This is a genomic window from Bacillus sp. EB106-06-01-XG163, assembly GCF_058791615.1.
Window position 1 is genome coordinate 19,345 of record NZ_JBYTDS010000004.1, and the last position, 11,589, is coordinate 30,933.

Genomic DNA, 11,589 nt, shown 5'->3' on the forward strand with positions numbered 1-11,589 from the left:
GATTTTTCATTACCTTATGTAATTTGCCGATCTTTAAACAAAAAACCTCTGAAACGATTGTCAGAGGTTTTGTTGATTATTTTGCTTCCAGCCTGCGGATGCGCTCATCGAGATCAGGGTGTGTGGAGAACAGTGACGAATGCTTTTTACCGTTAATTTTTAACGTCTGCACCGCCGTCTGGTCCTCTTCATTCACATGTCCTGTATAAGACTTCAGCGTACGCAGGGCGTGAATCATTTTATCCTTGCCGGCAAGGTCTGCACCGCCGCGGTCAGCGTGAAACTCTCTATGGCGCGAGTAGGCGAAGACGACAAGACTGCCGAGAATGGAAAAGATAATCTGAAACACGATCATCGCGATAAAATGAACGACCGGCGCGAGGTCTTCTTTGACAAAGCGGCTTGCAACCCATGCCGCGATTCGGGAAAGGAATACAACGAACGTATTGACGATTCCCTGCAGCAGCGTCATCGTGACCATATCACCGTTTGTGATGTGTGCGACTTCATGGGCAAGAACCCCTTCCACCGCAGCATCATCCATCTGCTGCAATAAACCTGAAGAAACCGCGACAAGCGAACGGCGCTTAGAAGGTCCGGTCGCAAAAGCATTGACCTCCGGGGAATGATAAATGCCGACTTCAGGCATTTTCGTCATCCCTGCGGCACGGGACAATCTGTGCACGCGGTCAACCAATTGCTGTTCTTCATAGCTGAGCGACTGTTTCTTCGGATTTAACACCCGGACGCCCATCATCGTTTTGGCCATCCATCTGGACATTCCGAGAGAAATAAAAGAACCGACAAAACCGACGACAAGACTGAACACGAGCAATGCCATCAGATCAATGCGGCCATTTTGTATATACGAGCCGACACCGGTAACGCTTGTAATAATCGTAAGCACAATTCCGATTGTCGTAATGACCAAAAGGTTCGTTAAAATAAACAGAAATATTCTTTTCGCCATAATTACCTCCGTCTTTTTTAAGATCAAAAGAACTTATTTACTTAAATTATAAATGATCTGTTTGAAAATGCAACAATTTCGACGTATGATGTTAATGTAATTCTCAGTGATATTAAAAAGTGAACACGTAATCAATCAGAGGTGAACCATGAACACGTTTAAACTGACCCGAACTGATATGGTCCGGCTTCTTTACGCGCTAAAAGGCCAAGGAGACGCAACCCCTCTCCAAATCTTATTGCAATCAGCGGATATGACCTTGGATGAGGCGGAAAGCCGTCTGCATATCCCTGAATTTCTGACGAGATTCGAACGAAAAAAAGAGAAAAAGGAATACGGGCTTTCAACTAACGAGATTGTCGAGCTGGGAAATCTGTGCGAGCTGACGTCTTTAAAATCAACCGCCGTCCAAAACTGGGTGAAGCGCGATATTAAAGATTTAATCGGCCACCCCTTACTCGGCAAAAAATATACAATTGAACAAGCTGTCATCCTTCTCATTGTACGTGATTTAAAATCAATTTATGACTTCGAACATATACGCGGCATATTAAAAATCGCTTTTAACACGATCACAGACAGATCAGACGACGTCATCAGCCCGATCAGCTACTATGAAAGCTGCGCCCAAGTGATTGATTATCTTCATCATAAGGCAAACCCGCCGATGAAGGAAACGAGCCTGCAGGAGCTCGTCGAAGAGCAGACGGACAAGCTCAAAGGCTGCTTTAAAGAACTCGGAAGCGGACAATGGAACAATATCAGATCCATAATCGCCGTCACGGTGCTCTCCGTTTTGACTTTCCATATTCAAGCCTCAGCCTACAAAATGACCAGCCATTTATTATAATTCATAACGCTTCTTCGCCCCGGTGTCTGCGCCGGGGTTTTTTTGCTGTACAACAATTGCCAGCATAATCAATACCGTTCCGTTTGAAACTAAAACGCGAAAACACATCTTGCCAGAGAAAAGGAGATGAAAAAGATGGCGAGCAGAAATAAACTCTTAGTTCCAGGGGCTGAGCAGGCACTTGACCAATTTAAATACGAAGTGGCTCAAGAATTCGGCGTGAACCTTAGCTCTGATACAGCAGCACGCGCAAACGGCTCTGTAGGCGGGGAAATGACAAAACGTCTTGTACAGCAGGCTCAATCACAATTAAACGGGAAAAATCAATAATGCAGCTTATTCGCCGGGACTTCTCGGCGAATTTTGATATTTATCGGCATTCTCCTTTCCGTGCCGGTAGCCGTTCGGATTCCTTCGGTCTGACGAATCTTCATGATGCCGATAGGATTCCCAATGTTCATTGCGATCATGGTTCCAGTAATGATTGTAATACTTTTGCTTAGGCTCTTTGTCATTTCCGTTTTCCTGAGGATTTTGTGTTGGGGGCTGCTCTGTTTCCCCATCTTGTTCCTTCTGTGTGTTTTCCTCTGATCCGGAAGCTGCATTTTTTTCGGTTTGCTGATTGCCGTCCTGACTGTCCGGCTTCGCTTCTTCCGTACCGGGCGTTGTTTCATTGTTTCCCGGCTTCTCTGCTGCCTTTTCTTCATCAGGAGCTGTCTTTTCATCAGCCGCCGGCTTTTCTGTGTCCGGCTGCTCGCTTTGATCAGCGTCTGTTTCGGTATCTTTTTGATCTGTTTCATTGCCGTCGGTTTGCTTTTCAGGCTGTTTTTCTTCTGTTTTCTTTTCGTTTCTTCTTATGTAGCTGCCTGTTGACATCCCTTCCTGTTTTGCTTTTTCTCTTGTTTCCATATCAGATTCAAGCGATTGGACCTGGTAGGTGCCCTTATATTTTTCAGTCATGTCAGCCAGCTGTTTTTTAACGCCTTTTTTATATGTATTGTCATCTGTATTTTCATAAACCGTGGAAATTAAAATCTCTTTTGATTCCTTTACATATCCATGCTTGCTGCAATCGGTAATAATATTACTGATGACTTCCTTAAAATCGCTGCTTTTCCAATCTCCGATGTCACTGATGACCTGTTTGGCGTCATGGTTCAGCGGTGTCAGTTCAATGACTTCATATTTGCTGTTTAAAGCCATTTCAATGCTGGGATTAATGTCAAGCGTCATATACGCGTAAGCTTTGTTATCAGAAAAAACCGGGAGCAAAATTAAAATAAACAAAATAATAGCAGTCATCGTAAACACTCCCAATTTAAAAGGGCGCAGTTTCAGAAAATCAAAAAAGCTGGCCCTTCTTCCCATACGCGTTTCGCCTTCGAACGTAATTTCCTCTCCGATTTCACAAGTGCGGTGATCATTTTTTGTTTTTAAAAATTGTCCGTCAGGGGTTAGCAACGTGACGAATTTTTTATTTTTCTCTACTATGATCCCTCTTCTCATGAGTGCAACACCCCTTTAAGATAATCTTTTAAATAAATATAATCACCGGTAATAATAATACTCATGGCGATGATATATTTTCGGTTCCGTTCGATCGTTTTTCTGCTGACCGACACGAGCTGCTCCAGCTGTTTGACAGGAAGCTGTTTTTTCTGGTGCAAAATGGACGCCAGCTCTTCATTTTCAACAAGCGTGTAGGCAACCTTAATCGCATTCTGCCTCGCATCTGTATGCTTCGGCGATTGTTCCAGCAGCTCTTTAAAAGACAGGCCGTATTCTTTCAGCTGCTTCTGAAAAAAAAGAATTTCTTCCCGGCGCTGTTCCTGTTCTATCTGTTTGCGGTATTCATCAATAGAAAGCTCCGCTTCGATAAGGCTCTGCGAAGATTCCTGGTCGTCGCCTTCCTGCACATCCATATTGATATGCTGAGCGGTTCTTGCTTCTTTTCTGATATAATCTATCACTTTTCTTTTTATAATCAGCTCTGCAAATGCAAGCAGCGAATTACCTTTTTCAGCCGAATATTTTTCAATGGCTTCGTTAAACGCGATCAGCCCGATGCTGAATTCGTCGTCTTTTTCATCTATATATCGTTTACAAACGGATGAAACCGTCTTCGCGATAAAAGGCTTATATTGCTGTATTAAATCGTTCTGCAGATCTTTGTCGCCTTTTTGTATTTTTTCAACAGATGTTTCAAGCGTTTGCTTCTTTTTTCCCAATTTAAACAAAAGGCTAAGCACTGGTTTCACCTCAGTTCCTCCCTATAACTACTCATAATCATAGCTAATTTAGTAGGGATTCGCAAAGGAAGAAAAAGAGAAATCGATTTCATTTGTCTCAATTATGACAAGCCAATAAGACGTACTATACATGATTTCGTGCCCCCATGCAGAATTAAGGGGGTTTTCTCTGTGTTTTTTGTAACAATGCTGTTATAAAATTGTTATCATATGTCTTAAATGTAAGCGTTTCAAACAAAAAAGGGAACCTGCTTTTTAAAAAGCCAGACTCCCTTTTTGATCATTTTACGCGTGTTCTCTTTTTTCCGATTCCGCGCCAGACTCTATTTGTTTTGCTCCTGACATAAACCACCCGCAAACCGCAATGGCAGCCAGAACCGCCCAGAAAATGATTTTCCAGGCCGCCGAATGGATGACATCTGCCGGAATTATACCGAGTTCCTCATGGGCCAATGTATAAAGAGCGAGCTTCACGCCTACCCATCCGACAATCACAAATGCCGCCGTTTCAAGGCCCGGCCTGGTTTTCAGTAAGGATACGAACATTGATGCCGCAAAACGCATAATGATTAAACCGATTACGCCGCCGGCTAAAATAACGAGAAACTGACCGCCGTCCAAGCCGCCGATGGCAGGAAGCTGAGTTCCCGGGAGCGTTACGGCAAGCGCGACCGCCGCTAAAATGGAATCAACGGCAAAAGCGATGTCCGCGAGCTCCACTTTCAAGACAGTCTGCCAAAACCCGCTTTCTTTCTGCATTTTCTGACCGGCGTTATCTTTAAATACATACCGCTTCAGCAAATGGCTGACCGCAATGTAAAACAGATATAAAGCGCCGACGGCCTGGACCTGCCAAACATTCACCAGAAAAGAAATGGCGAACAGCGACCCGAAACGCAAAATAAATGCGCCCGCCAATCCGTAAAATAAAGCCTTCTTCCTTTGTTTTTCAGGAAGATGCTTCACCATCACAGCCATCACCAGCGCGTTATCCGCCGCCAAAATCCCTTCCAGCCCGATTAAAACGAGAAGAACCCATCCATACTCCAATAATAATGCAAAGTCCAATCCATTCCCTCCGTTTCTTTTTTCTATCATCCGAGCTTATACCGGCGGTTTTTTACGCAAAAAAGACCTTTGCCGATATAAGGCAAAGGTCTTGCTAGACATGAATGATTGGCATGCCAACAAAGCCGATGGATATGATCCATGAATTGACGACTTTGTTTCCGGAATATCCGGACGCTACTCCCCTTTGGGATTTCAAGAAATATTTGTTTATACGCTCATGATAAAGCCTGTTTCATCATTTGTCAACGCTTAACTTTTTTAACAAATTGAGAAATTTTTTCTGTTTTGGCCCGCTGTTTTCTTCTCTTTAAAAACATCCAAAGAATGAGAAGCAACACAATGAATATACCGAGCGGCAGCATATATTGATCGAGAATGGAACCGACGCTTTTCCAATTTTCCCCGAGTTTCATTCCGAGGTATACGTAAGCAAATGTAATCGGCAGCATCGCTGCATATGTATATAGAGAGAACACCCAGACATTCATCTTCGCTATGCCGCACGGCAAAGAAATCAGCGTCCTGACCCCCGGTATAAAACGGCCGCTGAACGCGACCAAACCTCCGTGCTTCTGAAAGAAATCATCTGATTTCTGCAGGGATTCGGGTTTTATCCATATATACTTTCCATATTTCAGCAAAAACGGCCGACCGCCCAGCCTGCCGATTCCATATAAGACAAGCGGACCTGAAACACCGCCGAGCGAACCGGCAAACACGGTCCCGGCAAGCGTCATATCCCCTTTTGAGACCCAATAGCCCGCAAGCGGAAGAACAATTTCCGCCGGGATGAATTCTATACTGAGCGCCAAAAAAATCCCGGCGTAAGATAAGCTTTTAAACGCCTCTATTATTGATATGATGAAATCTTCGATGATCTATCACTCCCGGCTTACGTCTATATTCCGAAACTTAAGAATGATTTTAACACAAAACCTTGAGGCTGAAATATCTTTTAGACATGCCCTTTATAAATGTGAGTCGTTTCAGATCAGTATAGCGGGAGGGAATGACATGCGCAATACACCGTCCCGCCTGTCTCCTGATTGCTTGTCTGGCGGTGTTTACATCACTTAAGATCTCCGGAAAAGGAAGCGGCGGCTGACCGCGAATTCAGTTCATATGGGAGCGGGAAATTTTCTCAGTCACTTCATGGGAATGCGTAGGCATTTCCCGGGGAATGATTTTGTATAATCTTTTTGATTACCACTGATGATTTTCAGGGACTTCAGCGCTTTAAAGAACTTATCGATTCACTGATTGTAAATAAAGAATTCATTTCCTTTTCAGCCGACCATTTCCGCCTGAGGAAATGGAACAGCCGCTCCATGAAGCGCCGCAACACCCATAAGTTGCTACACATGGAACGGACCCGTTTATCCACAATAAAGACAAAAAGGAGTTTTTATTCATGCACACGATGTGGAAGGGTTCGATCAGTTTCGGCCTCGTCAATATCCCGGTCAAGCTCTTTGCGGCCACTGAAGATAAAGATATAAAATTCCGCAGTCTTCATAAAGAAGACCATGCGCCGATTAAATACGAGAAAATCTGCACCGGATGTGAAAAAAGTCTGGAACCTGATGAAATCGTGAAAGGCTATGAGTATGTAAAAGGGAAATACGTCATTATGACAGACGAAGACTTGAAAGACGTAAAACAGGAACATGAAGAAAAAGCGGTTGAGATTGTTGACTTTGTCCAGCTGCAGGAAATTGATCCGATTTATTTTAACCGGTCATATTATGTCGGGCCGGGAGATAACGGCACAAAAGCCTATACACTTCTGCGGGAAGCGCTGAGGACGACGGGTAAAATCGGGATTGCCTCCATTACGATCCGCTCTAAACAGCAGCTTGCGATTCTTCGCGTGTATGACAACTGCATCGTGATGGAATCCATTCATTATCCGGATGAAGTCAGAAATGCCGGACATGTGCCGGGCGTTCCCGAGCAGACAGCCGTTAATGAAAAAGAGCTGCAGACGGCGATTACGTTAATTAATGAGCTGACAACCGAGTTTGACCCGGAACAATACGAAGACACGTACCGGAAAGCCCTTCTCGCTAAAATTAACGATAAGCTCGAACATGAAGAAGCGGGCGTGACACCGGCTGCTGCCGGCCCGCGCGAAGATGTCATCGATCTTGTCAGCGCGCTTCAGGCAAGCATTGACCGGACGAAGCGGCCGGATCGCGAACAGGCTGCGCCGGCGCGGACAAAAGACGCCGCGTCAGCAGGCGGCGGAGGCAAAAAGCAGAAAACGACCAGACAAAAAGCCGGAACGTCTTAATCATGGTGCTGACGATGCAGCCGATTTTGACCTCTGTACCGCCTGAAGGCAGTGAGTGGCGCTATGAGGTAAAGTATGACGGATTCCGCTGTCTTCTCCGCATAGACGAAAGCGGCGTGACATTAACCAGCAGAAACGGACAGACGCTGACGAATCAATTTCCGGAAATCACGGTTTTTGCGGCTCGGTGTTTTCAGCACATGAAAGACAGGTTCCCCATTACGCTTGACGGAGAGCTTGTCTATTTAATCAATCCGTACAGAGCGGACTTTGAGCATCTTCAAATCCGCGGACGTTTAAAACGGACGGAAGCAATTGAAAGCAACGCTGATAGACAGCCGTGCCGCTTTCTGGCATTTGATCTCCTCGTTCTGGAAGGCGCCGGCACCGTCTCATTACCGTATGTGAAACGGAAGCGCGCCCTTTCCAAACTGTTTAAAGAAGCAAATCTTCCCGCCTGCCCTCATCACTTAGCGGAAGAAGCGATTCAATACATTCCGGAACACACTGACTTTGATGCGCTTTGGGAGAAGGTCGTCCGCCATGACGGAGAAGGTATCGTAGCAAAAAGGGCTTCCAGCGGCTGGGCGGAAAATAAACGGTCTCCCGACTGGCAAAAGTATAAACATATGAAAAAGGCACATGTGCTATTAACCGGGTTTAATCCGAAAAACGGGTATGTAACGGCCTCTGTTTTAAAAGACGGCATCGCCGTCCCGATCGCGTCCGTTTCCCACGGCATGCAGGCGGAAGAAAAAAACGCCGTCAGAACCATTATGGAGACCCACGGAAAAAAACAAAAAAGCGGCGAGTATACACTTGAGCCTTCTATCTGCATGACCGTGCAGTATTTAACCATATTGCAGGACACGCTGCGTGAAGTATCTTTTGTGTCTTTTCAGTTTGAAATGGATTGGACGGAATGCACGTATCAGCAGCTTATCCTTCACTCTAAAACGCTGCCGCCGAAGCTGCAGTTCACAAGCCTGGATAAGATTGTTTTTAAAAAACGTGAAAAAACGAAAGCAGATTTCCTTAGTTATATGGTGAAAATGAGCGATTTTCTTATGCCCTTTCTTAAAGATCGGGCCGTCACGGTGATCCGTTATCCGCACGGCGCGCCTGGCGAATCTTTTTTTCAAAAAAACAAACCGGACTACACGCCGGACTTTGTCTCAAGCGTGTTTGACGGGAGCCACGAGCACATCGTATGCAGCAGCATACCGTCACTTCTATGGCTGGCCAATCAGCTGGCGCTTGAATTTCACGTTCCGTTTCAGACAATGCATTCTGAAAGGCCCGCAGAGATTGTCATTGATCTTGATCCTCCGTCAAGGAATGATTTTCCTATGGCAGTGGAGGCTGCGCATGTGCTGAAACAGCTGTTTGACTCATTCAGCATTACGTCATTCCCGAAGCTCTCCGGAAATAAAGGCATTCAGCTCTACATCCCGCTTTCACCGGAAGCATTCACCTATGAAGAAACCCGTGCGTTCACAATGCTCATCGCCGATTATTGCGTCAGGACGCGGCCGGATCTTTTTACGACAGAGCGGTTTATCAAAAACCGAAACGGCAGGCTCTACCTAGATTACTTGCAGCATGCCGAAGGGAAAACCATTATCGCCCCCTATTCGACCCGGGGCAACGAATTGGGAACGGTTGCGGCTCCCCTTTATTGGAGCGAAGTCAACTCCTCTTTAACACCTGATGATTATACGATCGATACAGTAGTGAACCGCGTCAGGACAGAGGGAGATCCGTTTTATGATTTTTACCGGAATCCGCAGGACGGCCCGCTTTCAATCGTGCTTGAGCAAATCAAGAGAAAGAGCTGACGCTTTTTGTCAGCTCTTTTCAGTCTGATACTTGCACATCAATTTTTCTTTGGAAATAAATAAATAGCAGGAGTAAGGAATGTTTTTGAGGGTGAGCTGTTTTGCAGTAAAGTATAAAATCGGAATATGGGCCGCTTTCTTAAACAGCCTGTAGCAGCCGCTGGACGGTTTTATCACATCAAAACCGAGTCTCGCAGCTCCTTTATGAAGCATTGTAATGCCGACGACTCCCTTAATCTCGTCTTTCCGTTTATGCTGGTTAATATAATCCGCTAAATGAGGCATGGATTGATATACCTTCTGATATAGCATAATCCCCCTTCTGACCGCGCTTTCAATAGGCTGCAGCTCTTTCAGGAGTTTGACATTATGAAGATGAATCTTAACTAACACGTCGTTTTTTTTAATTCTGGTTCCGTCGCTCAGGATGACTTCTTTTCCTTTATATCTAGTCAAACGGACGCGGAATACATTCGATTGCCGTTTATCAATCAGCGTCAGCCGGGTAAAGAAGAAATAAAGCGGATCAAGTAAGTACCATATAGACAGCAGACAGCTTCTCACATGTTCACCTTCTTTATATTCAAAGCACCCTCATATTTTGGCATGGGGCATGTCACATTATGATTGGTAAATAATGATGCCGACCTGTATCAGCTTATGCAAAAACCGCTTCAGGCTCTACTGTCCGGAACAGAAAAAAACACTCTTCGTGAAGAAGAGTGTTTGTATCCGCTTTCTTTTAACGGAAAAGCAAATGCTGGCTGTGAATTCCCGCTTTTTTCAGTAAGGCTATCAGCTGTTCCTGTTCCTCAGGCATAAGTCCTGAAAACGCTCTCGCAATTCTCAATGAATGAATCGGATAAATTTTATCCAAATACTCGTTTCCTTTATCAGTTAAATGGGCGTAAACAGACCGTTTGTCCTTAGGGTCTTGTTCTCTGACCAAAAACCCGTTTCTTTCAAGCTTGTCGATGACATAGGTGACATTCCCGCTGACAAGCAAAAGACGCGACCCGATTTGCTGAAGCTTTTGCGGTCCTCTCGTATAGAGCAGCTCCAAAACGGCAAATTCAGTCGGATTAAAACCGTGTTCTTTACTGTCGCGGATGCTGTGTTCAGACACACTCTTGAAAGCCCTTGCAAAAACTTTGTACAAATTCATCGAACGCATCACTTCTTCTTCGTTAAATGATAATCTCATCATATCTACCCCGTATTTAAGATTTTTATAAAAAAATAATGTAAACCCTTACAATTCATAAGAGTCGATCTTTGTTTTATATTCTATTCGTGCCGTTTTTCAGAATTCCTTCTTTTTTATATAAAAAAATACCCTTATACATCATTTAATTTGTATAAGGGTTCCGTTCTTTATAGGGAATGTTCCGAAAAAAATACGCGTATTCCTTTCTCAGCTCCGTAATTGTCATGGAATTGAGTATTTCTTTCGTATAGACTCCGATCTGCAGAAGCTTTTTGGAATAATGGTTTCTCTCTTTGTCCAATGCATTTTGAAGCAAACGACTCATGGCGGCCTCCTTTGTTTTCCGTTATTCTATGATCAGAATAACGCTTTTATATCAAAGACGTATAAAGCCATTGTAAAACTTCTGTAGATTATGATGTTTTTCGGTAAAGTCCGTTCTGGACGGCTCTGAGCAGCGGAAAAGCATGTTCTCCGGCAAGCTGCATGAACGCCTCCAGCATTTCGTCGCGTTTCATATCTAATTCAATGATTTCTTTTGCCAGCGAAACCGCTTTTTCTTTCTCCATTCCTATCCTTCCTCCTCATTGTGTCTGTATAGTACAGCATAAAACGGGGCACAGGACCATGCATTAACCTTGTCAATTTTTCTGCCGCTTTTTTTCTAAAATTTTCTATTCCGCGTCAGAAAACCTGACAAGCGTCAGGTTTTTTCTCTTTTTTTCTTATATAATATGAGTAAAAGACATCCAGGGGTGGAAAAATGACGACAGACGAACAATCTTACAAAGATAAAAAAGTAATCTCGATCGGCATTGTAAGCGAATTAACCGGATTGTCAGTCAGACAGATCAGATACTATGAAGAACGGAAATTAATCTATCCGCAGCGTTCATCACGGGGAACGAGAAAGTATTCCTTCGCGGACGTTGAGCGGCTGATGGATATTGCCAACAAGCGGGAAGACGGCGTGCAGACGGCTGAAATTTTAAAAGACATGCGAAAAAAAGAACAGGCTCTCAAAAACGACCCGCAGCTCCGCAAAAAAATGCTGGAAGGACAGCTTAATGCTCATTTTAAGTATAAAAACCGCTGATCAAAAAAGTCCGCC

14 protein-coding genes are annotated in these 11,589 nt (G+C 44.4%); 5 read left to right on the forward strand and 9 right to left on the reverse strand.

Annotated elements, in window-relative coordinates:
- Positions 1-76 precede the first annotated feature (76 nt).
- Positions 77-970, reverse strand: coding sequence for a protease HtpX (gene htpX, locus AC3WTF_RS05920; RefSeq protein WP_007407207.1), 894 nt, complete (start codon positions 968-970; stop codon positions 77-79).
- 148 nt (positions 971-1,118) lie between these two features.
- Between htpX and htpK the strand changes: the two genes are divergently transcribed.
- Together htpK and AC3WTF_RS05930 are read left to right on the forward strand one after the other, a co-directional pair.
- On the forward strand, positions 1,119-1,820 hold the full coding sequence (htpK, locus tag AC3WTF_RS05925; RefSeq protein WP_007407208.1) for a transcriptional regulator HtpK: 702 nt from the start codon (positions 1,119-1,121) through the stop codon (positions 1,818-1,820).
- A gap of 135 nt (positions 1,821-1,955) precedes the next feature.
- Entirely contained in the window at positions 1,956-2,150 is a 195-nt protein-coding gene (locus AC3WTF_RS05930; RefSeq protein WP_003154717.1) for an alpha/beta-type small acid-soluble spore protein, read from the forward strand.
- Between the two features lie 6 nt (positions 2,151-2,156).
- Here the strand turns inward: AC3WTF_RS05930 and AC3WTF_RS05935 are convergent, their stop codons facing one another.
- The 4 genes from AC3WTF_RS05935 to AC3WTF_RS05950 all read right to left on the reverse strand — a co-directional run bounded on the left by AC3WTF_RS05935 (position 2,157) and on the right by AC3WTF_RS05950 (position 6,018).
- A complete protein-coding gene (locus AC3WTF_RS05935; RefSeq protein WP_007407209.1) occupies positions 2,157-3,326 on the reverse strand; it encodes an anti-sigma factor domain-containing protein in 1,170 nt (389 codons plus the stop codon).
- Entirely contained in the window at positions 3,323-4,078 is a 756-nt protein-coding gene (gene sigI / locus AC3WTF_RS05940; protein WP_003154719.1) for an RNA polymerase sigma factor SigI, read from the reverse strand. The genes AC3WTF_RS05935 and sigI overlap by 4 nt, the downstream gene beginning before the upstream one ends.
- A gap of 276 nt (positions 4,079-4,354) precedes the next feature.
- The gene (locus AC3WTF_RS05945) at positions 4,355-5,137 is read right to left on the reverse strand and encodes a TerC family protein (RefSeq protein ID WP_015239726.1); all 783 of its coding nucleotides are present in this window, start codon (positions 5,135-5,137) and stop codon (positions 4,355-4,357) included.
- Between the two features lie 245 nt (positions 5,138-5,382).
- Positions 5,383-6,018, reverse strand: coding sequence for a DedA family protein (locus tag AC3WTF_RS05950; protein WP_369878818.1), 636 nt, complete (start codon positions 6,016-6,018; stop codon positions 5,383-5,385).
- A gap of 533 nt (positions 6,019-6,551) precedes the next feature.
- Between AC3WTF_RS05950 and ku the strand changes: the two genes are divergently transcribed.
- On the forward strand, positions 6,552-7,433 hold the full coding sequence (gene ku, locus AC3WTF_RS05955; RefSeq protein WP_007610913.1) for a non-homologous end joining protein Ku: 882 nt from the start codon (positions 6,552-6,554) through the stop codon (positions 7,431-7,433).
- Positions 7,434-7,435: 2 nt separating this feature from the next.
- Positions 7,436-9,271 carry a DNA ligase D gene (locus tag AC3WTF_RS05960; protein WP_047935653.1) on the forward strand — a complete coding sequence of 612 codons (1,836 nt, stop codon included), beginning with the start codon at positions 7,436-7,438 and terminating at the stop codon, positions 9,269-9,271.
- Between the two features lie 9 nt (positions 9,272-9,280).
- On the opposite strand, the gene AC3WTF_RS05965 is transcribed toward AC3WTF_RS05960, so the two are convergent.
- The 4 genes from AC3WTF_RS05965 to AC3WTF_RS05980 form a co-directional block, all read right to left on the reverse strand.
- A complete protein-coding gene (locus AC3WTF_RS05965) occupies positions 9,281-9,835 on the reverse strand; it encodes a YkoP family protein (RefSeq protein WP_047935652.1) in 555 nt (184 codons plus the stop codon).
- Between the two features lie 178 nt (positions 9,836-10,013).
- Positions 10,014-10,478, reverse strand: a complete 465-nt coding sequence (locus AC3WTF_RS05970; protein WP_007610911.1) for a MarR family winged helix-turn-helix transcriptional regulator — start codon at positions 10,476-10,478, stop codon at positions 10,014-10,016.
- Between the two features lie 142 nt (positions 10,479-10,620).
- The gene (fbpA, locus tag AC3WTF_RS05975) at positions 10,621-10,803 is read right to left on the reverse strand and encodes a Fur-regulated basic protein FbpA (RefSeq protein ID WP_003154731.1); all 183 of its coding nucleotides are present in this window, start codon (positions 10,801-10,803) and stop codon (positions 10,621-10,623) included.
- 88 nt (positions 10,804-10,891) lie between these two features.
- Positions 10,892-11,047, reverse strand: coding sequence for a hypothetical protein (locus AC3WTF_RS05980; RefSeq protein WP_003154733.1), 156 nt, complete (start codon positions 11,045-11,047; stop codon positions 10,892-10,894).
- A gap of 194 nt (positions 11,048-11,241) precedes the next feature.
- Between AC3WTF_RS05980 and AC3WTF_RS05985 the strand changes: the two genes are divergently transcribed.
- Complete coding sequence (locus tag AC3WTF_RS05985; protein WP_003154734.1) at positions 11,242-11,574, forward strand: MerR family transcriptional regulator; 333 nt, start codon at positions 11,242-11,244, stop codon at positions 11,572-11,574.
- The last annotated feature ends 15 nt before the right edge of the window (positions 11,575-11,589 follow it).